The following is a 23164-nucleotide window of genomic DNA, read 5'->3' as shown; positions in this document are numbered from 1 at the left end:
TATCATTTATTCTTGAGAAGATTGAGAACATACATCAAGCACCCGGAATTGGGTTCCGGGTGCTTTTCTATATTCTAATCCTCTTAGCCAACTTGCCGCACTCTCCTCCCAAATCGAACAGATTCCACATTATGCTCACCAAGCAAGCGCCCTACAATCTGCCTCAGGATCGTTACACATGCACGGGTGAGCTGGCGGTGAACTTTCTTTTCTAAATTTCGTAAACCAACGTCTCTAAATTTCGTAAACCAACATCGAGTTATGTAAGTCTACAGTATTAAATTTCATTTGGACGTTACAAACCTTTGTGACCGTTAGTTACTCCAACTCCTTAGCCATGTCCCCCTCTCCGCAACAAAGCACACCAAAAAAAAGATAACCCCGGCTTACTGCCGGAGTTATCATGTAAATAATTATAATTTCCTTATATTCTTTGTCTGTCAGAAAGACTCTTGGGAGAAACGTATCTGTAATCGAGTAAATCCAGTCAGGCTTTCCGATTGGCCTGATGTTGCAGTTCACGTTTGAACTACGGTCTCTCAACAGAGGTTTTAGATAAACATGGTTTTGGAGATGATTACGAGCAGAATGAATAAAACAAGAATGGTTCCCATGGAGCTCCAGATGCCTCCACCATAACCATAGGCAGGTGCGCAACCATGGTGGTACCCCTGCACCATCGGTGCTTGATTCGGCTGGTAGCCATAAGGCATTGTTCCGTAATTGTACATTTCTTGACCTGGATATTGGTATCCGTACATATGTTCATGCCCTCCTTGTTGTCCGTAAACTTGCCCCTGTCCGTTCGGTGAGTTCGGTTTAACTTCGCTCATCGTCATGCCTCCTTAACATTTGCCTACACCTTAAGCTATGTATCTGCCCTACAAGGCGACCGGGCTATGGCCCTCATGATCACAAAATAGGCGTTTAACCCTGACCCTTATCTTTATTTGCATTCTCTCATCCTTCTGCTCCCACTTGTTCTTACTCTCCACTATCTCCCTATTTTCCTTTTCTGATCATCCCACTCCTGCTTTGTTACAAGTCGTAGAACTCCCTACTTCGTCTCATGCCACTATTATTTCTCATATCCCCTTCTAACGAGCGCCCAAAATGAACAACGTTACAACGTTTAGTAGATTGGACTCTCTTCTCTTACTTAACGCAGCTTGTCCAGTCTCATAAAACCCTGCCGGCTAACCGGCAGAGCACGACACATTATACCCAGAACGACTTCGTGATGATAACGAGCAGAATGAACAACACCAGGATTGCTCCAGTGGAAGTCCAGCCGCCGTATCCCATTCCTCCTACTTCACTCATCTTAAACCCTCCCCCACGTGTGAATTTACCAAAACCGTTTATTAGATCAGGAATGCTTTAGAGATGATCACCAGCAAGATAAAGAGAACCAGAATCGCGCCAGTCGATGTCCATGCACCGCCGTATCCACCAACTACTCCACTCATGTAAAACCCTCCTTTGATTTGAGGTACAGTTCACTATATGCATCAGACACACAACCGACCGGGCGCAGATGTAAAATGGGCAGATTTCCAGTTTAGACTATATTTTTCACCAAGAAGAAATGTATTAGTTAAGCTTATAAATACATCCTTTATCGCCTTTCACTTATCTTAATTACTACTTAGTGTTATAATTTATTAGATTTGCGGCATTTGTGTTCCTAATATTGGGACATTTGCTACCCCTTTATTCAGGAGGGCTGCTATTCTAAAATCTATGTGGAAAGGAGTATTTCTGCTTGTCTTAAGCAATGTATCCATTTGTTACGAGGTGCAGTAGTTTTTAGATTGAATCAATCCATATCAATTATTAAAGTCTGATTAGATTGTTAATAACGTACGAATGACCAACCTTTATCCTGAAGAATTAAAAAAGTACAAATTTTAGAGTTTGGCATTTCACCTGATGACTGGAGTAAAAAACCCAACCGATGGGAAGCATACTAGGGGATTAGAAAAATGAAAACACGGGTTATGATTCTTGCTTTAACCGTACTGCTCAGCGCTTGCGGTAATTCGGAAACAACGAAAACAGCTGACAACAAACCCTCAGAAACAACGAATGCTGCTGAAACTGTCAAAGCTGAAGCTAAAGAAACAAAATATACTACATATAACGGGGAAGGATTTTCATTTTCATATCCTGAGTCTTGGAAAAGTGTAGATACAAGTCAAATGCACGCTGCGGTGAAGGGCGCGTTCTCAGACCAATCAGGAACAAAGAAGTTTGCAGATAACATTAATTTAACGATCGAAGCCAACACGTCAGGTTCAATCAACCCTGAGGAGCTTGCTAACAATACAGCAGACTATTATGTGCAAAATGGTGCGTCGATTGGTATCTCCGATTATAAGAAGACCAATTTTAGTATTAAGCCTTATAAAGACATAAATGCTGGTGTACTTGAAGGAAGTTACACTAATTCCACCGGTACTAATGTAGTTCTAGTTCAGTACATGATTCCAACAAATACAGACCTGTATACCTTAACCTTAACTTATGGCAAAGATTCATATCGTTCAGATGAAGTCAGTGATATTCTTAATTCCTTGAACATTACTTCTCCGCTGACGCAAACAGCTGTAACTACATCTGCCGGAGATTCATCGTCCGCAGCAACTGCCGCTGATTTCTTTAACGATCTTACATCATCCATCTCATCTGAGACAGCCGTGATGGAGCAGGAATCTTATAATTTTCTCGCAAAACATACCGGACTGTTCCCTGCAGATACTGCTGAGCTTCGCAAAAAGGTAAAAGGACTTGTCAAAGCCGATGTGACCACCCGACATCTCAATAAAAATGTAGCCAACTACTATGAAAGTTTTGTGAAAATAAGCGGACAGGTTATTCAGGTGGAAGAAGACAATTCACTCGGATCACCCATTTCTATCTTGCTACTAGAGGACGATTACGCAAATTATATTACAGCCATATATCCTGCCTCGACCGGAGACTTGCTTGATGGGGACTATGCCACTGTTATTGGCGTACCTATTGCTAACTACTCCTTCGATAATGTTGGTGGCGGATACACCAATTCTACTATAATGGGTGCCTCTTTAATCATTGCTGAATAGTCAAGGTAATAAATGGACAAGAACAGGTCGGCTTAATTATAATTAAGCTGGCCTGTTTGTTGTAGAGTTCTTTTTTGAACGCCACATAATCACAAAACCTTGAACTGTTTTCTCAATTGGATAAAAATGGATAGAAAACGAAGTTTGAATAAACGTATGAGTTGATGCCCCCGTTTACTTTTGGCATATGGCTTATCGTTCTTGATATAGAGCAGAGCAGCACGTATTGTGAGACACGGTCAAAAACTCAAAAACGGCAAGTCCCTATTGGAACTCGCCGCGTAAAATAATTTTATGCAGTTTTTAGAAAACCTCAGCCTGGGAGCGGAATAATCCACCATGAGTTGCCCACAGCCTATCTTCTTTCCACTCCATGTCTTTTCTCAATTCGGCCTGTTGTGTAGTGAAATCAGCTTATCCTGTACGGATTGCAGTTTCTGCACACTGGAAGCGTCCGGTTTATCACGCCGGTCATCGATTTTCACGGATGTGGAGACACGCTGGGCTCCTGACAGAAACGGAGCTTCATGCAAAGCCGCGATGGCGGTGAAAACTTCGTTCAGCGGGCCTTCAATAATGGTGCTCATCGAAGTCAACTGGTATGTAATGCCGCGTTGCCTTTCCAATATCTTTTGCATGTCTGCTACATAACTACTCAGACTGGTGGTTCCTGTTCCAATCGGAATAACGGTTACTTCTGCAATTGCCACTTCGCTCTGCCTCCTCTGGGCACCGTTTGAACCGTTGCCGCTCAAGTTTTAGTCGAGTTTTGACTGATTTTATTTTACCAGTTTAAAGTACTCCAATTCAAACTGACGTGATGACGTCATTCCAAATCCCGTAAATTTTTTTTCGCAGAATCTTCAAATCTTCCAGTCCTTTTCCTTTGCGGATTCCTTGCTTAAATGGTATACTCGGAATTACGTTTTATGGTTTCCCCCCTGTTTACAAACACTATATGTTGGGGTACATTAGTATGACAGCAACAAAATATAGTGAAATGGGATACCCCACTTCTTATATCCAGCATCTGGAATCTATCGAAAAACAAGATGAAATCACCTCCAAAGGCACGTCCCTGTAGGTGTAAATCGCTTTCTCGAAGACAGGGCTGGCTTGGAGGTTAACGGGGCTGTTTAGACTGCGTCCGTTATCTTTATTCACAGGTACGTAAATGATCAGACAACAGCTTACATACAGCAACTTGTTCTGTAGAAGGCATGCATAGATAAGACTGTTAAAAACCAGAACATGAATGGGCATTTTCAGCCGTAAGGCAAGGGGAATGCTTTTTGTATGAGCAGGTTCTGACCACTCCTTGTCGCATGATTTCATCCCAAACGTATCTGGTTACTGCCACTGTAGTCCGCAAAATCCGTTTTCTACTCACCGTTGTAGACCTCCAATTCTTATTTTCAAAGAATTGTTTAATTTATTTTTTTATCATTATTTTTTTATCATGTGAAAGCGAGGAATATTCATGCCACAAGTTGTGACCAAGCCGAACAATCGCCAGCTTGCCTTTGACGAGATGCGCATCTCGGTATATGCCGACCGTATCCTGGAAGGACTGGACATGCTCGACAAGGAACGTCTGGTTCGCGGAGTAACGAGCAAACTTCGTCGTGACGAAGTTACCGGAGATGAGATCAGCAACGCTTTTATGATGAGCGCTCTGGAACTGGTAACGAAAGAAGAGCCGAACTGGAAATTTGCAGCAGCGAGATCCCTGCTTACTTCCCTTTACAAAAAAGCGGCGACCAACCGCAGATACAAATCCTACCCGGACGAACCTTATGGTGCATTCCATCCACTGATCGTTGACCTTGTCAAAAAAGGCATCTATCGCGAAGAGTTGCTGGAATGTTACACCAAGGAACAGATCGACGAACTTGCGGAGTGCATTGACTACCGCAACGATCTGCTCTTCGATTACATCGGTTTGCTCACACTGGCTGAGCGTTACCTCGCCAACGATTTTGATGGAAAAGTCATGGAATTGCCGCAGGAGCGTTACATGGTTATCGCCATGTACCTGATGCACCAAGAGCCTGCCGAGAAGCGTATGGATCTGGTGAAAGAAGCCTACTGGGCAATGAGCAACATGTATATGACGGCAGCTACACCGACAATGTCCAATGCAGGTAAAAAGGTAGCCGGACAACTCTCCAGCTGTTTCATTGATACGGTAGATGACTCACTCGAAGGGATCTTTGATTCCAATACAGACGTAGCCCGTTTGAGCAAAATGGGCGGCGGCATCGGCGTATACCTCGGTAAAGTCAGAGCGCGTGGTTCAGACATCCGTGGCCACAAAAATACAAGCTCAGGCGTTATCCCTTGGATTCGCCAGTTGAACAATACAGCAGTTAGCGTAGACCAGCTCGGAACACGTAAAGGAGCAATCGCGGTTTACCTGGACGTTTTCCATAAAGATATTCTGGCTTTCCTTGATCTCAAGCTGAACAATGGTGACGAGCGGATGCGTGCGCATGACGTTTTCCACGGTATCTGCCTGCCTGACCTCTTCATGGAGCGTGTCGAAAGTCGTGGTGAATGGAGCCTGTTCTGCCCGCACGAGACCAAAAAAGTGATGGGCTGGAAAGATGAGAACGGCCGCGCACTGGGTCTGGAAGACTTCTACGATGAAACTCAGGGTCAAGGTACATTCCGCGAGAAGTATGAAGAAGCCGTGAATCATCCGCTGTTGTCCCGTATTACGGTACAAGCGATCGACATCATGAAACGTGTGATGAAATCGCAGCTTGAAACAGGTACGCCGTACATGTTCTACCGTGACACTGTAAACCGTGCGAATCCGAACCGGGCACATGGCATGGTATACTCGTCCAACCTGTGTACTGAAATTATGCAGAACCAATCCGCTACCGTGGTGGAAAAAGAAGAACTGGTGACTAAAGATGGTCAGACACGCATCGTGATCTCCAAAGTACCTGGTGACTTCGTGGTCTGCAACCTGAACTCAATCCACTTGGCTCGTGCAGTACCTCATAATGTACTGGAGCGCTTGATTCCGATTCAGGTTCGCATGCTGGACAACGTGATCGATATCAACAACATTGAGGTGCTTCAAGCTCAGTACACGAACAGTCAGTATCGCGCTGTCGGTCTGGGAACATTCGGACTGCATCACCTGCTTGCACTCGAAGGCATTCGTTGGGAGTCCGAGGAAGCTGTCACATATAACGATAATCTGTATGAAAAAATTAATTACCTGCTCGTTCAAGCCAGCATGGAACTGTCCAAAGAAAAAGGACATTATCCGAAGTTCAAAGGCTCCGATTGGGAAAGCGGCCATTACTTCGACCAACGTGAGTACACGACGGGTGAGCGCGTAGGCGAATTTGTAACTACAGATCAATGGAAAGAACTGCAAGCACAAGTGAAACAAAACGGTGTACGCAACGCATGGATGTTTGCTATCGCACCAAACGGTTCCACCTCCATCATCGCCGGTTCAACAGCAAGTATCGATCCACTGTATGAGCTGTTGTCCTATGAAGAGAAAACAACATACAAAATTGCCAACCCGGCACCGGATCTATCCGAAAAAACGATCTGGTACTACAAAACGGCATTTATGGTAGACCAACATGCATCCATCAATATGGCGGCAGCTCGTCAGCGTCACGTTGACCAGGGTCAAAGCTTCAACCTGTATGTTCGTCCGGATATCAAGGCGACTGAATTCCTGGAATTGCATCTTCACGCTTGGAGAGCCGGCATGAAATCGACCTATTATGTTCGAAGCCGTGCATTAACGATTGAGGAATGTGATTCCTGCGCAAGCTGATCCGCATAAGCATTGTAACATCGTGATAGACATGGGTCCCCCATCCTGCCACGCTGACTAAGATGACCACCGGGGCATCCTGTTTTGAATGCAAAATAGCGTTGCCCTGGTTCTTTTTTGCCCAAAACCTGACCATAGCATCGCAAGATGTTAACTATATGCCAAGACAGATACACGCTTGTTCTGTCATCGTCTTTTTATAGTGTAAATTCATTCAAGGAGTGAACGGACTATGCAAGTACAGAAAATTTTCAATACCGAAGCGCCTAACCAGTCGACCCGTATTATTGAAGGTGAATGCTCGGGTATCCTGAACTGGAACGACATTCGTATGCCTCATATGTACAAATTGTACAAAGTATTGCTACTCAACCACTGGATTGCGGATGAAATCCCTATGTCCAAAGATGCTTCCCAGTTTGCCCAACTGGACGAAGAAGAAAAACGTACGTTCAAAATCAATATCTCCCTGCTGGCTGTACTGGATTCTATGCAAACGATGTTTGTTGGCGACGTGAAACGTTACTTTACAGACTCTTCCCTTGAAGCAATCTCTGCCATTATTGGACAACAGGAAGTCGTGCATAACCAATCTTACTCCTACGTGCTGTCTTCGATCGTATCCGATCAGGAGCAGAAAGAGATTTTCGAGTATTGGAAGCATGATCCAGTCTTGCTCGATCGCAACCGTTTCATCGCCGATATCTATCAAAACTTCCGGGACAATCCGTCTCCACAGACGTTCTTCCAAGCGATGGTTGCTGACCTGATTCTAGAAGGTATTTTCTTCTACAGTACATTTGCGTTTTTCTATAACCTGGCTCGTGACCAGAAAATGATGGCAACCAGCCAGATGATCTCGTACATCCAGCGGGACGAAAACCAGCACTGCTACTTCTTCGCGGAAGTGTTCAAACAGCTGCTTGTGGACTTCCCTGAACTGAACACACCTGAAAACATGGACTACGTGTACAAAACGATTGACCGCGCCGTTGAGCTGGAAACGAACTGGGCACATTATACACTTAGCAACGTTCGCGGCATCGACCTGAACGAGCTGGAAGACTACATTAAATACACAGCGAACAAACGCTTGCGTCTGATGGGTATGGAAAAGGCATATGAAGGCGTTGACGTGAACTGTATGCCTTGGATCAAACCATTCTCCGACGAAGCGCTGAATGCAACGAAAACGGACTTCTTCGAAGCCAAATCCCGTAACTACGGTAAAGTCGGCGACGATAACGGATTTGACGATCTGTAAGAACATTACAATCTCGATATAGAGCCCATGCTTATCCGGAAGCTACTTTCTATGTATATGCAGGATACCTGCTTCTTGAATGCTCTGCTTATGTAAATGAACCACCTAAAACCAACCACTCCCTTCTGCTGGAAAAGCTTCAAAGCTGCCAGCTGAAAGGAGTGTTTTTTTGTCTCTAAACCTTGTAAAATAGTTGGAAGAGTTTCCTATTCTTTTACTATGAAAAGAGGTCTCATCATGGATAGAGAGTTACTGGAACAGATCAACACTTGGCATGCGCAGGAAGATTATGCTCTCATCGTTAAACGTCTTGAGGCATTACCCGAATCCGAGCAGGATGCCGAAACGATCGGACAGCTTGCAAGAGCATATAACAATTTGGAAGAGTATCGCACAGCCATTAAACTATTACAAGGCGTTAAGGAACAAGGCCAACTAGACCCGTTATGGCACTTCCGGTTAGGTTATGCCTACTGTTACGTCGCTGAATACAAGCTGGCACAGGCAGCTTTTGAAGAAGCGAATCGACTTGAGCCCGATGATGAGTCTACCCTGGAATATCTGGACTGGATTCGCCCCAAAGCAGCTAAAATGGATCGGGATCGCATTCGCTGGGAGACGGAGCAGGCAGAGTGGGAGCAAAGCGGAACACTAAACCAGCTTGAGGTTGCTTCAGGCACATACGATCCTGCAACGTTCTGGCGGTATAGCGATTATGCGCAAGATAACCATGTGTCTGCTCCTTTTGACGAGGAATTAATTCAATCCATTGAACAGGAACTCGGCTACAAACTGCCAGCTTCCTATATTCAACTAATGAAAACGCAAAATGGCGGTTTTCCTGCGCGCACAACGTTTCCGACCCAAGAAGGTACAAGTTGGGCAGAGGATCATATCGCCATTTCAAGCATCTTGGGTATTGGACGGGATAAGATGTATTCCCTTGGCGGGGAGTTCGGCAGTCGCTTTATGATTGAAGATTGGGGGTATCCTGACCTCGGCGTTGTCATCTGCGATTGCCCTTCCGCTGGTCATGACGTCGTTATGCTCGACTATCGCTTCTGCGGGCCAGAAGGCGAACCTTGTGTCGTTCATGTGGATCAGGAGAGCGATTATGAAATCACGTATCTGGCGCCGAACTTCGAGGTTTTCATTCGGGGTTTACTGGACGAAGAAAACTTTGATTTGCTTGACGAGAATGACTTTGACCCTCTTGATGAAGAACAAGCAGTTACTGCTGTATTCACAGAGAACCAAAGCGTGACAACATTCTCTAAAGAAGCCATTGCCCCTTTTAGGTTCATTGATGCAGGAACCAATTCCTATTCCGTGATTCTGAATGCGGGTACATATCTTCAAGACGTATTTGACTCACGTGCAGATGAAGGTTTCGAAGGTGGCGGTTACGATTGGGCCTCCCTCGCATCTGTGTTTCTTGAAGAAAAGATGCCGCATCTGACTTCGGTTATTCGTTTTGATCCGGAAGCCGATATGTTCTGTGCATATACGAATGACAAGGACGCTCTCATATCCTTTATTCTTGGCTTTAAGCAAGCCTGTGAGCAGTACGACCTTATTCTTGATTTATTTTCCCGAGCTGAGCTGGACTAAGAAGAGACAAGGAGCCATCTATGACGACTCGTATTTACTTTGCCACCAAAGGCCTCGGTCAAATCTCGGAACAAGATCTGCAACAGGCACTTGATTGTTTCAATCTCGGGGCACTAGTCCAATTCCACCGGACAGCTGAAGGGGTGATGGGGCAAACCTTGCTCGTTCAAACCACGGAAGGTGAGTTTATTCTGAAAGGCAATCCATTATACAATGGACAGTTTCAGGAAGAGCAATTTTTCGTGGAGCAATTAGCGGCGCGCACAACCATCCCTGTGCCTGTTCCCTATCAGATTCAGGAAGACACAGAGCTACTCGGTTGGAGTTACGTAATGATGCCGAAGCTGCCTGGAAGCCATTTATATGATCCTGTTTTTCAAACGACTCTAACTTCACAAGATCATGAAGAAATTGCAGATGTATTGGCTGAAACGTTAGCCGAACTACATCACTGGAAAGTTCCAGATGCCGGAGAATACGATCCAGTGGCAGACAAAATCATGCCTTTTGCCGGCTCGTATCTAGACTGGCTATACGGAAGCATCCGCCACTGGTTACACGATGCGGAGAAGTATTCCGTGATTACTGACGATGATGTACGCTGGGTGGATGAGCAATTGAAGCAGTCCGAAGCTGCATTTTTAGTCTCGTCGGTTCATGAGTTTGTCATGGGAGATTTCAAAGTTGAGAATTTTCTTGTGCAAAAAGCAGACCCGCCTGCGTCCCCGTGGAAAATCAGTGGATTATTTGATTTGACGACGGCTTATTTCGGTGATGGCACAGCCGATCTGACTAAAATAACCGCAAGATACCTCCGGGAAGATCGGCCTGATCTGGCTGCGAGATTTCTTCATCATTACCGGGAAAAGGTCTGTGCAGACGATGTGGAAAAATGTATTCATTTTCGTTCGCGCCTTCTTATTCATTTATTATATCAACGTATTCTGTGGTGGAGTGAAGCGAAGGCGACGGGACAGGTAACTTGGGAAGCGGATCTGTCTTTTGCTCCGTGGGCTAAGCAGTATATCGAGAAGGTACTTACTTTGCTGGACTAACGTCCAGAAAGTAAAACCCGCTTGCGACTTGCAAATGCTAAAGGACTCTATCACTCCAAGTAACTATGGTAAAATAAAGGGTACCTGACGTCCTAAAACGAAGATAGCCAGTGATCCTAGTGATCACTGGCTATCTTTTGTTGCTCTATAGTAGAGTCGATGTCTCCATGTCTGCATGAGCTGCCTCTAGTCAACATATGAATGATCCGCTGAGTTATATCGTGATCGAACCATTCGAATCAAACCTGTGTAACAGGAGTCTCTTGATGTTTTTGCAAAAACTCTACCATTTTGCGGTAAACCAAAATTTCATTTGTTCTTCTGGAGAAACCATGGCCCTCATCATCCAATACGATGTACTCGACGTCTACACCTTTCTCCTGTAGTGCGGCTACAATCTGGTCAGATTCAGCCTTAACCACCCTTGGATCATTGGCTCCTTGAATGACCAGCATCGGGTTCACCATCTGATCCAGATACGTAATTGGTGAGTCCTTGGTCAAGCGTTCACGGTCGCGCACCGGATCCCCCAGCCATTTATCCATCATTGGCTTCCAGTCCTCCGGTACAGATTCCAGGAAAGTAAACAGATTGCTTGGGCCAAAAATATCGATAGCTGCACGGAACAGCTCTGGATGACGACCTGCAAGCAGCAGGGTCATATAACCCCCATAACTGCCGCCTACCACAAATAAACGCTCTGGCGAGCTAATCCCCTGATCAAACATCCACCCAATGCCTGCAACACAGTCCAGTCTCGGCCCTTCTCCCCAATCCCGCTCAACCATCTTCACGAATTCAGCACCATATCCCGTACTGCCCCGGAAGTTCGGAGCAAAGATATTGTACCCTTGTGCGAGCAACAATTGAAACATAGGACGCAAAAACTTGGCTTCCGATGCCTGTGGCCCGCCATGCGGCCAGAATACACTGTATCCGTTCGCCTGTTCTGGCTTCGCTTGGAAGAGCAGCGCTTCAATCTCCAGCCCGTCATAGGAATTGTATCGCACCACATCTGGATATACGAGGTCATCCGGGTTCAGACCGGTTACTCGATTGGCTGTTAACGGTTCCCAGGACTCAGAGCCTACGATGAGGCGATAAATGTTGTGGGGCTGCACAGCGCCGCGTCCAAGAATGTACACGTTACCGGATTTGGTCACGTTTACCTGTTCAATGGTATCGAGCGGCATGTCCATGCGGCGAGGTTTTTCAGCATCTTTTTCCAACACATACATGTGATACTCCGGCCCGGTCAGTGTCCAAATATATAACGTTTCAGATGCCTCATGCCAGCGGATTTCATCTACATCTTCACCCTCAATATGACACAACGCACGGAACTCTCCTGTATCGATGACATACTCAGCTACATAGGCATATGCCGAATTGTCATTCGTAATCAGCAACAAACGATCATTCCCCGCAAACAAAACATAGGGAACCTGACTCTGCCGCTCCGTAACCGGTACTATGGAATGAGATTCCCCGTTCCGGTGCAGATGGGCAGTCTGATACGTGTTGGAATACATTTTGATGATAACATAGGCTTCTTCATTTGGACTTACTGCAATAAGGCTGCTGGTTACCTCTTCTCCCTGATACAAGAGCTCGTCTTCTCCAGTCTCCAGGTCATGAAGGCGTGCATTCATATAATTCGGATTACCCGAACTGGTGTTATAATACAACCGTTTTCCGTCCTCAGATAAATGAGCATAATAACAGCGGTCACTCGGATCAGCTGGAACAATCGGAAGCGGAACTCCCCCCTCCGGTGGCAACGCATAGAGGTGATAGTTTTCGTTCCCATCTCGATCAAAAGCGGTGAGCAGATGACGCCCCTGCGGATCAGCCTTAATAAATTGACTGCTTTGGTTCAAATACGTCAAAGGATAAGGATATCCCCCAGGCAAGTCCATCGCCCAAATATTCGGTTGACCATTCAGGTTGCTATCCATATACAACTTCTTCTCATCTGCTGATACGGCAAAATGCGAAATACGATACGTCTGGAAATACTGCTCCACATCCGGTTTCGGAAACTGAATCATGATAAACCTCCTTAAGATGAAACCCATGAATTTAACATTGGTAAATTAAGGTGCTATTTGTCCAGTTTATCGTTTCTTCCATCATATTCACAATAGATATGTGAGCTTTAATTCCATTTTCTTTTATAAAAGCGAACGAACGGTAAATAATGAAAAGGCGGCATCTTGGTCGATGCCGCCCTTACTACTTTCATTTTTGCTATTCTATTAAAAACCTGAACATCTGAAGATTTATCTAATCTTCTTGTTCTACCTCCATCTGTACCACACAAACGGTTATCTAATAGATAACCGCCTGATCATAGTGCTGATGTATACGTTATTCCGAATAAAAGGTCATATGCGGTTTATCCTCACGATAATAGTCCAACCGTTGCTTCAAGCTGCCTGTGTGCAGTTCAAATAAATGTCCGTCCGGGTCTGTAAAATAAACCGATCTCCCATCCCGCTCATCTCTTGCTCTTCCGGGAATAATATCGGCTCCTGCAGCTCGCAGCTGCTCCACTGATACGTCAAACTCTTCTTCTTTTACCGTAAACGCAATATGGGTATAGGTTCGTTCCGTATAATTCCGAAGGACATCCTCCTGGTTCAAAGCAATCCAAAGACCCGCCAGTTCGAAGTAGGCCAGTTTGCGTCCTTTCACCTGAATTCGGGCACCGAGAGCCTGCTCAAAGAACGTAATAGACCGCTCCAGGTTCGATACGGAAAAGCACAAATGATTAATTCCCTGAATGTTCATAGAGCTCCTGACACCTCCACCAAATTTAAAGGGTTACCCTCTTATTATGGTATATATTTTCTGTAGAAAACAAGCTTGTAGCACCGCCAGACTGCATCTTTTTATGGAGGAATGCATAGGGTAGGCTTATCAAGGAACGTTCAAGGAGGATATCCAAACCATGAACCCTGTCTATCCATTTTACGGTGAGAAGACGGTATGCAAACCACAAAAATTAGCTTTTCCGCCCCAACACCAGGAACAACAGCCCGGTCTGGAATCGCTGATGGTTCCCGAACCGATAAGTGAAGACCCTGCTTATATTGGCAGTTGCAAACTTCAAGGCAAAGTTGCGATCATCACGGGCGGCGATAGTGGTATCGGGCGGGCGGCAGCCATTGCTTTTGCCAAAGAAGGTGCAGATGTTGTGATCGCTTATTTATATGAACGAAACGACGCAGAATGGACACGTGACCGAATCGTGGAGCTGGGGCAGCGCTGTCTGCTCATCGAGACGGATCTGCGACTAAAACCAAACTGCGAAGCGGTCATTCACAAGACCATGGAAACGTTCGGGAAAATCGATGTACTGGTCAACAACCACGCCGTACAGTATGTACAGCAAAGCATTGTCGACATCACCGAGGAACAGCTCTATCATACGTTTCAAACGAATGTGTTCTCGTATTTCTTCCTGATCCAGGCTGCCCTTCCCCATCTGTGCCAAGGGGCTTCCATTATTAACACCGCCTCTATTACAGCTTACAAAGGGGATGTACGACTAATTGATTATTCATCGACCAAAGGGGCTGTCGTCTCTCTCACCCGGGTTCTCTCCCAATCGCTGGCTGACAAAGGCATCCGTGTAAACGCCGTGGCTCCTGGGCCCATCTGGACGCCGCTTATTCCTGCCAGCTTCTCGGCTGAAGATGTGCAGGTATTTGGTACCGATACGCCTCTGGGGCGAGCAGGTCAACCTTACGAGCTGGCTGCAGCCTATGTCTATCTGGCGTCACGTGATTCCTCCTACGTCACCGGCGAATGCATCCATGTCAATGGCGGGGACATGGTGACAACGTAAGGGCTACTGGCATGAGTATGTGTACGTTCAAACGACTTTGCTTATTTTCTACGTTCCTGCCCCTTAATGTCAGGTTGGATTTGGATGTTGTGGCAGGAGATTGGCTTGTCGGTTCCGAAAAGGGTTAGAAGCTACACTCCGGTTAAACAACGGAATCTGACATCTCGCGACAAGGAGCTGATTGACGAATGAACTTTGATCCCCTCTACCAACCTTATTCCTCGTACCGTGTGCCGGTATACGCTAAGCAAGGCATGGTCGCTACGTCGCAGCCACTTGCTGCGCAGGCTGGTCTGGATGTGTTGAAGCAAGGCGGCAATGCGATTGATGCCGCCATCGCCACAGCGGCAGCACTCACCGTGCTGGAGCCGACCTCCAATGGCATTGGCGGCGATGCCTTTGCCCTCGTCTGGACGGAGGGCAAGCTGCATGGCCTGAATGCCAGTGGCCCTGCGCCTCAGAGCATTTCGATTGAGGCGCTTCAAGCGGCAGGCTATTCGGAGATGCCGAAGCTGGGAGTTGTGCCGGTGACGGTGCCTGGCGCACCGGCGGGTTGGGCGGAGCTGAGCCGTCGGTTTGGACGGCTCCCGCTGGCGCAAGTACTGGAACCCGCTATCCGCTATGCGGAAGAAGGTTACCCGCTTGCGCCGGGGCTGGCCCGCCACTGGGCACGGGCAGCCGAGGTCTATGCACGCCAGGGGGATGCGGCTGCAGGGCGTGCGTGGTTTGAGACGTTTGCCCCTGGCGGGCGTGCACCCGCGGCGGGGGAACTGTGGCGCTCGCCGGGCCATGCGGCCACGTTGCGCCGGATTGGCGAGAGCGAAGCGCGAGACTTTTACGAGGGAGAACTGGCGGAACGCATTCATGCTTTTATGGCCGAGCACGGCGGTTACCTGACACGGGAAGACCTGAAGGCTTTTCAGCCGGAATGGGTTGATCCGATCTCCGTTTCCTACCGGGGTTATGATGTATGGGAGATTCCTCCGAACGGGCAAGGACTTATTGCCCTCTCCGCACTCAATCTACTGAAGGGATTCGACTTTGCCGAGAAGGAATCCGTTCTGAGTTATCACCGGCAGCTGGAAGCGATGAAGCTGGCTTTTGCCGATGGAGAAAAATACATTACGGAAGAACGAAAAATGGGCGTATCCGTGGAAGAATTGCTGTCCGAAGCCTACGCCGCAGAGCGGCGCAAGCTGATTGGGGATACCGCACGTGCACCCGAGGCAGGTGATCCGCGCGGAAGCGGAACCGTGTATCTGGCCGCAGCAGACGGCGAAGGCAACATGGTTTCTTTTATTCAGAGCAACTATATGGGCTTTGGTTCAGGTCTGGTTGTGCCGGGCACAGGCATCGCACTTCAGAACCGCGGACATAACTTCTCGCTCGACCCGCAGCACACCAACGCACTGGAGCCGGGCAAACGCACCTATCATACCATTATCCCTGGATTCCTTACACAAGGCAGTGAAGCCGTTGGACCATTCGGGGTCATGGGCGGTTTTATGCAACCTCAGGGTCACGTACAGGTCATTATGAATACGATTGATCATCATCTGAATCCGCAAGCCGCACTCGATTCACCTCGCTGGCAGTGGACTAAAGACAAAACGATACTGGTCGAGCAAGGCTTCCCTCCTCACATTGCGCAAGCCTTAGCTCGCAAAGGACATGATATCCAAACCGAGCTTGATTCGTCCCAATTCGGACGCGGGCAGATCATCTGGCGCAACCCGGATACAGGTGTGTTATGCGGAGGAACGGAAAGTCGAACGGACGGATCGATTGCGGCATGGTAGGAAAAATGCATAACGTGATGGTGAAATAATGTACGAAAGGTGACCCATGAGCGGATAATATAAGACAAGTTATATAGAATGGTCTTGTAGGATGGGTCTTAGGTAGTGGCAAGTGAAGAAATGTATAAAAGCATGAAAACAAGCTATTAAAGGTGCTATTAAATCGCCTGAGCAAACCGGAACAGAGACATCATCAGATGCGATGTATGGAAAGATAAGCAAGGCAGTGTAAAGCAAAGCAGAGTAGGATTCCCGCTCTTCTTTGCTTTTTTTGTTTTCTTACGGCATTTCAATGCCAGCTCATAAGTTCATATAAGACAGATTTAACAACACATTTGTAAAAACTATGTTTAATTCATGAAATAGGCTAAGATTTCTGTAAATTTTCATTGTAGATCATAAAAAAACGGATTTTTTCACCGATATAGATAAAGGGAAAAACTCGTTGCATAGATGATTGCGGTTCATCCATCTTCCAGTATATTTCCAGATCGATACATAAAAGATACAGAAATGAGGGCATCTCAATGAAAACAAATATGTACGTCCGTATGGGACTAACCATGCTTATAGCCCTGACGCTGATCATATTGGGGGCTTGTTCAACCGGCTCTAAAACAGCAGCCACTGACGTAAAGACTAGAGTGGGGATTGTTCTTACAGAGGTAGGTCTGGGAGACCGCTCGTTTAATGACGCAGCTTTTAACGGACTAGTCAAAGCGAGAGACGAGAAAAGCATTGTTTTTGACTATCGTGAACCAAGCAAGGAGTTAACTGCGGAAGCTTCGTTTGAGGAATTTGCCAAAGACAAATTCGATCTTATTATTGGACTCAGCGATACCGTTAAAGCAGGTATGGAAAAGGTCGCTGCCAAATATCCTGACCAGCAATTCCTTCTGATTGATAGTACGTCTGACCTTCCTAACATCGCTTCTATTTCATTCCGTGCGGAGGAAGGCAGCTATCTGGCAGGTGTAATCGCAGGTATGGCTTCCAAGGAGAAACATGTCGGTTTCTTGGGTGGAATGGAAATTCCCGTGCTCAAAAATTTTGAACAAGGCTTCAAACAGGGTGTGCTCGCCGTTGACCCGGAAGCTGCTGTAGATATTGTGTACGCTGGTGACTTTGGAAATGCCGATCTGGGCAAGCAGCTTGCAGAGCAAATGATTCAAGAGAAAGGTGCTGACGTGATTTATGTGGCCGCTGGCCTTACCGGTGTCGGCGCACTGAATGAGATTCAAGCACTCGGCAAATACGCCATTGGTGTAGATACGGATCAATTCTTTTTGGCGGAAAAAGCAATTCTTACATCCATGCTGAAAAATGTAGATGTCTCCATCTACAATGCCGTGAAGTCGTTTATTGAAAACAAACATACCTTCCCGAAAAGACAAATTGTAGAAGGACTTGCCGAGGATGCTGTAGGCTTAACCGCGCTGCATAACATCACGCTGAGTGATGAACAACAGCGGACCTTCGATGATCTGAAAGCCAAAATTTCTTCGGGTCAAATCAAAATTACAGTGAATCCATAACCCACGATTCGAGGAGGTTCGCATATGAAATTACAGGGAAAACTTATTGTCAACGCTCTGATCTCACTGCTTCTATGCCTTGCGCTGGTCGCTTATATTATTATGGAACTGCTCAGTATGAATGCAAAAAATCAAAACCTGGTACCTGCGATGCTCAAGGTAAGTGAACTGAACTCCAATCAGATTCAAACCCAGCAGGCGCTGGATGTCTACTCCTTCTCGATGACTGCCGGCAATCAGGAAGCTGTACTGCTTCTTTTAAAAGAAGGCCAAGCCATGATTAAGGAACTCAAAGGTGGATTGCTGGAAACGGATCAGGAGCTACAGCTCATCCAAACGGTTCAAACGAAGCTGCAAGCACTGGATCAAGGCGCAACCCAAGCGATGAGCAACATGGACAGTGCAGAAGCCAAACGTTACAGTGCCCGGGTTCGAGGCATACAAAATGACATCTACTCGCTGAATGAGATAACGCGGGAGCGCTACACTCAATATACGCTCGATCTGGAGAGTGACATCCAGCAGACATGGCAGATTGCCCTTGGCGGGGCTGCCCTTTTGTTCATCGCAGTCATGCTGTTTAATATGTATACTTCTCGTCAGATATCCAAGCGTATTCGTCTGATTAAGGATGCTGCCGGGCATATTGCCAGTGGTGACCTGACCCAAATGCTGCCGGAACCTCGGGGTAAAGATGAACTGGACGATCTGAGTCGTTCCTTTGGACAAATGACGAATAATATTCGCGGAATCATCCAATCCATTGACACGGCGGGGCAGCGAGTGGATCAGATGGCTCAGGATATTGATCGCGGTAATGATACGGTACAAGCTATCGTACAGCAGGTGTCACGTACCACAGAAGAGTTGTCCGTGGGCAGTCAAAAAATTGCGGAAGATCTCAGCGAAACGGTTATGGTCGTAGACAAAATGCAATCAACCTTTAACTATAATCTGGAGGCTACCTCCCAATCTGCTAAGGATGGACGCGATGTTCTAACCACAGTGGAAGAGGGGAATAAGGCGATTGAAGAACAGCTGCGACTCGCCGAAGTAAACCGCCACGCCATGTCCGAAGTGGAGCAGACCGTGCTGGAGCTGGAAGAGAGCGCGGCTCGCATTACAACGATGACGGGATATGTATCCGAGATCGCCAAGCAGACCACCATGCTCTCCCTGAACGCTTCCATTGAAGCTGCACGTGCCGGGGAAGCCGGACGCGGATTCGCTGTTGTGGCTGGAGAAGTGAACAAGCTCGCGGAGCAGTCTGCTCAATCGGTTAAACATATCTATGCCGCGGTAAACGAGATAACAGCCTCAATGGAAAAAGTAAAAAGTTCCGTGGTGCAAAGCATGCAGCTCTTTGGCGAACAGGAACACGCCACCGGTCAGACGCAACAATCCTTCTCGGCGATCCGTGAGAGTGTGGAGCGCATCAGCGAAGGCATTCAGCAGCTTGCTGAGGACATGACACAATCGAGCAAACTTAGTTCACAGGTGCAACAAGCGATTGAAAACATCAGCGCGATCACCGAGCAATCTGCAGCCAGCAGTGAAGAAATCACCGCTTCCACCGCAGAGCAACAACGCTCTTTCTCCGAAGCCAGTATCAAGGTCAAGTCACTTCGTGATATTAGTGCCGAGATGCATCAGGAACTCCAGCGTTTCCGTCTGTAAGAGGAGTCCGAAAACCAATTCTGCTTCAGGAGTGGCTCATCTTCACGAGCGGGGAAGTCGAAACCAGTGATTAATCGTTCGCCCGCACGGAGTCACCGCATAAGTTACCCATTGGTCATATGGGGGATGAGAAAATAGCCTTTCAACCGCATAGTAAAGTAATCGATGAAATTGCAGTATATATAAGCGTGGAATATGAGGATTATGTGAGTGAGGTATGAGCGAAAGTTTTATCCTAACGATCTCAGATGAGCTTATTTGCTTGATTTTGAGTCGTTTGATATCCTAACGATCACCAGAGAGCTTATTTAGGCCAAAATGGAGGAAAACATCCTCTTCTCATAATAAATGATTGAAATAAGCTTCCCTGAGATCGTTAGAAAAGAAAATGGGTGAATTCGTGCCAAATAAGGTTTCTCATGATCGTTAGAAATGTTCACCCTGAACAATTGGGATTGGCACTTTGGAACGTTGCCTGGTCAACACTTGAGTAGGTAGTAGGTTATCTTAGTGAGTTGGGACGATAGAATGTGTGCAATAGTTAGATTCGTGAGTTGAGCTGACAGAGTGTGCGACGGGCAGGCTCATGAGTTGGATTGACGGTATGTGCAACAGCAATATTTAGGTTCATGAGTCGAGCTGACGAAATATGCGATAGGTAGATTCATGAGACAGGTTGATACTGCAGCAACGTTTGTAAAAGCAGCGCTATTGTGATGTTCTTTCATTTATAATAAATTAACTTCATATCAAAAGGAGCCTGCCATTTCTGGATGGGGCTCCTTTTGATATGTTTATACTTTTATGTGATACGTACTGTACTTAAACCTTATTGCTTCCGTATGATGTTGCACACTGGTTCGAAAATATCTTTACAGTGCATCGATAATATCTCCTGCCAGCAGGGAAGATGGATCGCCGCGATGCAATGCTGCCCGTTCGGCGGCCTGTCCATGCAGGTATACACCGAACGCGGCGGCTTGCTCCGCGCCTAGTCCTTGGGCGAGCAGACCGGCGATGATGCCGGTCAACACGTCTCCTGCGCCGCCCGTTGCCATGCCGGCGTGGCCGGTGGTGTTGATGTACGCCTCGCCGGAAGGCGTTGCGATGACCGTTCGTGCTCCTTTGAGCACAAGGGTCACGCCCTGCTCGCGGGCGTACCGCGCAGCGTGTCCAATTCGGTCACGCTGCAATTCGGGGGTCGACATGCGCAGCAGTCGGCCCATCTCGCCAGGGTGCGGCGTCAGTATGGTCGCCGCACTGCGCTGGCCCCAGGTGCGTGGCCCATCTGGGCCTGCATCTGCCAGCATGTTGAGGGCGTCCGCGTCGATGACGAGCGGACGATCCGTCTGTTGCCACAGACGGCGCAGCCAGTCGGTGTCGCCTTTGAAGCGACCAAGGCCCGGGCCGGTCGCAAGCACGTCGCGGCTCTCCGCAAGGCGTAGCACCGCTGCGGCGGAAGCCGCATTCCATTCGCCGCTGTTGCCATCGGCTGCAGCGGCGAGCATCAGCTCGGGCACGGTGCCGATGACATGCGGCAGCAGTGCCGCGGGCAGCGCCCATGTGGCGAGCCCGCAACCAGCGCGCAGCGCGGCTTTGGCCGAGAGCAGGCCAGCGCCGCTCATCGGCATGCTTCCTGCGGCCAGCAATACATGGCCGTAGGTGCCTTTATGGCCGTCCGGTGCCCGGCGACGGCCTGTGTCCACGCGCAGCGCACCCCGCAGCACCTCGTCCGTTAACAAACGGACCGAGGGGCCATGCTCTGGCGCAAGGCGCGCGGGAATGCCGATGGCGCGCACAACGATACGCCCCGCGGCAGAAGCGCCCGGGTATTGTACCAAGCCACGCTTAAGCAGCGCAAGGCATACCGTCACCCGGGCTTCAATGCACGGCTCGTACACCTCACCGGTGTCGGCGTCCAGCCCGCTTGGCACATCGGCGGACACGACTGGCTTACCGCTGTCGTTCGCCGCGCGAATCAGCGCCGCGTATGCTCCGCGCGGCGCCCCCCGCGAGCCGGTGCCCAGTAACGCATCGACGATGCCTGTGCACCGGCTAAAGTCCATGGCTTCGCGCCCGTGGACAACGGCAGGGATGCCGAGCTTCGCAGCGGCATCCCGTTGCACTGCGGCTTCGCCCTGCAGTGCAACGGGGGCATCGGCGTAGACTAACGTCACGCCCAGCCCCGCTTCAACCAAATGGCGCGCCGCAACCAGCCCGTCGCCGCCATTGTTGCCCTTGCCGATCAGCATGTACCAATGCTGATCACCGGGATGCGCCATCACCAGCGCCGGATCGGCGAGGATGTCACCCCAGTAACCGACACGATCGCCGGGCCCGGTATGTGCCCGCCAAGCCTCTTTCTGCTGGCCACGATTAGGCCAGCCATAACCCCCATCACCGCCCTCAACCTGACCATTTCCACGCTGAGCTTTATCGACTTCTCCGCAATTGCCTCCACCAAGATCATTATCAAGCATTCCTTCCCGGCACAGCTTGATGACTTCCTCGGCGATGGCTCTGCCCGCATTCTCCATCAGACTGACCGCAGGAATGCCAAGCTGCTGAATCGTATACTCGTCCACAGCCCGCATCTGATCAGCGGTTACGATAAACAACACTCATCCCTCCCCGGTCGCATTAATGAATAGCACTGTTTACAGCATCACAAACATGGTTCTCCCCTTCTCATAAGTTTTACATTGCCATTAGCTTCACCATCAATCGTGTGTCACTCGTTTTCCGATCATGCATGCCTTATGGGTTTTCCATCCATTCATGTCTCATTAGTTTTCCGCAACGTATGATTCGTTAGTACCCCACCGTAAACCTCGCTTGAATAAACTGCGGATCATCCAGTTCATCCACCAGAGCTGCGGCAAAATCACCTACAGAAATGCTGCTTTCGCCCAAATCATCCGTAATGACACGGTTCATGCCAATCCGGAATTGACCTGTTCTGCGCCCAGTAGTAATCGTTGCTGCCGGACTCATATACGTCCAGTGAATATTCGATTCTTCAAAAAGTCCATAAGCATCCGCATGAGCCTGCGCAAGAGGTTTGATTTCCTCCGGGAATCCGGGGGTATTCATCAGCATCTCGCCTGAATCGGTCATCAGACTGCCTGCTCCGCCAACAACAACCAGACGTCCAGCATTTGCGCGGCGCACGCCCTCAATCAGTGAACGCGTTACTTCCAGCAGTTCCTCTTCTTCGCCAAACTTCGGCCCGTAAGCACTCACTACCGCTTCTTGTCCCGCTGCAAAATCAGCAACCTGATCCGGGTTAAGCACATCTCCCTGCTCCACACGCAAGCGCTCATGCACCATCTCCACCTTGGACGGATCACGTACGACTGCTGTCACTTCATGCCCACGATCCATCAATTCCCACAAAATCGTCTTGCCAATCGCTCCGGTCGCTCCAAAAATCGCTACTTTCATATCCG

General features: G+C 48.1%; 17 protein-coding genes. 9 read left to right on the top strand and 8 right to left on the bottom strand.

Annotated features, from left to right (window positions below; translation table 11 throughout):
- Window positions 1–551: 551 nt before the first annotated feature.
- The 3 genes from EC604_RS31065 to EC604_RS30590 all read right to left on the bottom strand — a co-directional run bounded on the left by EC604_RS31065 (window position 552) and on the right by EC604_RS30590 (window position 1469).
- Window positions 552–680, bottom strand: a complete 129-nt coding sequence (locus EC604_RS31065; RefSeq protein WP_429351941.1) for a YjcZ family sporulation protein — start codon at window positions 678–680, stop codon at window positions 552–554.
- A gap of 538 nt (window positions 681–1218) precedes the next feature.
- Entirely contained in the window at window positions 1219–1323 is a 105-nt protein-coding gene (locus EC604_RS30595) for a YjcZ family sporulation protein (RefSeq protein ID WP_240037016.1), read from the bottom strand.
- 41 nt (window positions 1324–1364) lie between these two features.
- Window positions 1365–1469 carry a hypothetical protein gene (locus EC604_RS30590; RefSeq protein WP_017690880.1) on the bottom strand — a complete coding sequence of 35 codons (105 nt, stop codon included), beginning with the start codon at window positions 1467–1469 and terminating at the stop codon, window positions 1365–1367.
- Window positions 1470–1985: 516 nt separating this feature from the next.
- On the opposite strand from EC604_RS30590, the gene EC604_RS18810 reads away from it, so the two are divergent.
- On the top strand, window positions 1986–3107 hold the full coding sequence (locus tag EC604_RS18810) for a PsbP-related protein (protein ID WP_123065610.1): 1122 nt from the start codon (window positions 1986–1988) through the stop codon (window positions 3105–3107).
- A gap of 383 nt (window positions 3108–3490) precedes the next feature.
- On the opposite strand, the gene EC604_RS18805 is transcribed toward EC604_RS18810, so the two are convergent.
- On the bottom strand, window positions 3491–3817 hold the full coding sequence (locus tag EC604_RS18805) for an MTH1187 family thiamine-binding protein (protein ID WP_090918642.1): 327 nt from the start codon (window positions 3815–3817) through the stop codon (window positions 3491–3493).
- A 770-nt stretch (window positions 3818–4587) separates the two neighbouring features.
- Here EC604_RS18805 and EC604_RS18800 point away from each other — a divergent pair.
- The 4 genes from EC604_RS18800 to EC604_RS18785 all read left to right on the top strand — a co-directional run bounded on the left by EC604_RS18800 (window position 4588) and on the right by EC604_RS18785 (window position 10851).
- Window positions 4588–6921 (top strand): ribonucleoside-diphosphate reductase subunit alpha, encoded by a 2334-nt coding sequence (locus EC604_RS18800; protein WP_123065609.1) that lies wholly within the window; start codon window positions 4588–4590, stop codon window positions 6919–6921.
- A 232-nt stretch (window positions 6922–7153) separates the two neighbouring features.
- Window positions 7154–8185 carry a ribonucleotide-diphosphate reductase subunit beta gene (locus EC604_RS18795; RefSeq protein WP_123065608.1) on the top strand — a complete coding sequence of 344 codons (1032 nt, stop codon included), beginning with the start codon at window positions 7154–7156 and terminating at the stop codon, window positions 8183–8185.
- A gap of 237 nt (window positions 8186–8422) precedes the next feature.
- Window positions 8423–9796, top strand: a complete 1374-nt coding sequence (locus EC604_RS18790) for an Imm51 family immunity protein (RefSeq protein ID WP_123065607.1) — start codon at window positions 8423–8425, stop codon at window positions 9794–9796.
- A gap of 20 nt (window positions 9797–9816) precedes the next feature.
- Complete coding sequence (locus EC604_RS18785) at window positions 9817–10851, top strand: phosphotransferase family protein (RefSeq protein WP_123065606.1); 1035 nt, start codon at window positions 9817–9819, stop codon at window positions 10849–10851.
- A 239-nt stretch (window positions 10852–11090) separates the two neighbouring features.
- On the opposite strand, the gene EC604_RS18780 is transcribed toward EC604_RS18785, so the two are convergent.
- Together EC604_RS18780 and fosB are read right to left on the bottom strand one after the other, a co-directional pair.
- Window positions 11091–12902, bottom strand: a complete 1812-nt coding sequence (locus EC604_RS18780) for a S9 family peptidase (protein WP_123065605.1) — start codon at window positions 12900–12902, stop codon at window positions 11091–11093.
- Window positions 12903–13221: 319 nt separating this feature from the next.
- Window positions 13222–13644: a metallothiol transferase FosB gene (fosB, locus tag EC604_RS18775; RefSeq protein ID WP_123065604.1), complete on the bottom strand. Its 423-nt coding sequence runs from the start codon at window positions 13642–13644 to the stop codon at window positions 13222–13224.
- A gap of 160 nt (window positions 13645–13804) precedes the next feature.
- Between fosB and EC604_RS18770 the strand changes: the two genes are divergently transcribed.
- From EC604_RS18770 to EC604_RS18755, 4 genes are all read left to right on the top strand, one after another.
- On the top strand, window positions 13805–14704 hold the full coding sequence (locus tag EC604_RS18770; RefSeq protein WP_123065603.1) for an SDR family oxidoreductase: 900 nt from the start codon (window positions 13805–13807) through the stop codon (window positions 14702–14704).
- A 188-nt stretch (window positions 14705–14892) separates the two neighbouring features.
- A complete protein-coding gene (locus EC604_RS18765) occupies window positions 14893–16503 on the top strand; it encodes a gamma-glutamyltransferase family protein (RefSeq protein ID WP_123065602.1) in 1611 nt (536 codons plus the stop codon).
- A 527-nt stretch (window positions 16504–17030) separates the two neighbouring features.
- Window positions 17031–18038, top strand: coding sequence for a BMP family lipoprotein (locus tag EC604_RS18760; protein WP_123065601.1), 1008 nt, complete (start codon window positions 17031–17033; stop codon window positions 18036–18038).
- A gap of 24 nt (window positions 18039–18062) precedes the next feature.
- Complete coding sequence (locus EC604_RS18755; RefSeq protein WP_123065600.1) at window positions 18063–19715, top strand: methyl-accepting chemotaxis protein; 1653 nt, start codon at window positions 18063–18065, stop codon at window positions 19713–19715.
- Window positions 19716–20587: 872 nt separating this feature from the next.
- On the opposite strand, the gene EC604_RS18750 is transcribed toward EC604_RS18755, so the two are convergent.
- Both EC604_RS18750 and EC604_RS18745 read right to left on the bottom strand, forming a co-directional pair.
- Window positions 20588–22333, bottom strand: coding sequence for an NAD(P)H-hydrate dehydratase (locus EC604_RS18750; protein ID WP_123065599.1), 1746 nt, complete (start codon window positions 22331–22333; stop codon window positions 20588–20590).
- Window positions 22334–22526: 193 nt separating this feature from the next.
- Window positions 22527–23159, bottom strand: a complete 633-nt coding sequence (locus EC604_RS18745; RefSeq protein ID WP_123065598.1) for an NAD(P)-dependent oxidoreductase — start codon at window positions 23157–23159, stop codon at window positions 22527–22529.
- Between the last annotated feature and the right edge of the window lie 5 nt (window positions 23160–23164).

The organism is Paenibacillus amylolyticus (assembly GCF_003719335.1).
Taxonomy (GTDB): domain Bacteria; phylum Bacillota; class Bacilli; order Paenibacillales; family Paenibacillaceae; genus Paenibacillus; species Paenibacillus amylolyticus_D.
This window is presented reverse-complemented; position numbering and strand designations above follow the sequence as displayed.

Coding starts and splice junctions, on each gene's coding strand:
- EC604_RS18770 (WP_123065603.1), top strand. CDS start 13,805: ATGAACCCTGTCTATCCATTTTACGGTGAGAAGACGGTATGCAAACCA.
- EC604_RS18745 (WP_123065598.1), bottom strand. CDS start 23,159: ATGAAAGTAGCGATTTTTGGAGCGACCGGAGCGATTGGCAAGACGATT.
- EC604_RS31065 (WP_429351941.1), bottom strand. CDS start 680: ATGGTGCAGGGGTACCACCATGGTTGCGCACCTGCCTATGGTTATGGT.
- EC604_RS18760 (WP_123065601.1), top strand. CDS start 17,031: ATGAAAACAAATATGTACGTCCGTATGGGACTAACCATGCTTATAGCC.
- EC604_RS18795 (WP_123065608.1), top strand. CDS start 7,154: ATGCAAGTACAGAAAATTTTCAATACCGAAGCGCCTAACCAGTCGACC.
- EC604_RS18765 (WP_123065602.1), top strand. CDS start 14,893: ATGAACTTTGATCCCCTCTACCAACCTTATTCCTCGTACCGTGTGCCG.
- EC604_RS18780 (WP_123065605.1), bottom strand. CDS start 12,902: ATGATTCAGTTTCCGAAACCGGATGTGGAGCAGTATTTCCAGACGTAT.
- EC604_RS18785 (WP_123065606.1), top strand. CDS start 9,817: ATGACGACTCGTATTTACTTTGCCACCAAAGGCCTCGGTCAAATCTCG.
- EC604_RS30595 (WP_240037016.1), bottom strand. CDS start 1,323: ATGAGTGAAGTAGGAGGAATGGGATACGGCGGCTGGACTTCCACTGGA.
- EC604_RS18790 (WP_123065607.1), top strand. CDS start 8,423: ATGGATAGAGAGTTACTGGAACAGATCAACACTTGGCATGCGCAGGAA.
- EC604_RS18800 (WP_123065609.1), top strand. CDS start 4,588: ATGCCACAAGTTGTGACCAAGCCGAACAATCGCCAGCTTGCCTTTGAC.
- EC604_RS18810 (WP_123065610.1), top strand. CDS start 1,986: ATGAAAACACGGGTTATGATTCTTGCTTTAACCGTACTGCTCAGCGCT.
- fosB (WP_123065604.1), bottom strand. CDS start 13,644: ATGAACATTCAGGGAATTAATCATTTGTGCTTTTCCGTATCGAACCTG.
- EC604_RS18755 (WP_123065600.1), top strand. CDS start 18,063: ATGAAATTACAGGGAAAACTTATTGTCAACGCTCTGATCTCACTGCTT.
- EC604_RS30590 (WP_017690880.1), bottom strand. CDS start 1,469: ATGAGTGGAGTAGTTGGTGGATACGGCGGTGCATGGACATCGACTGGC.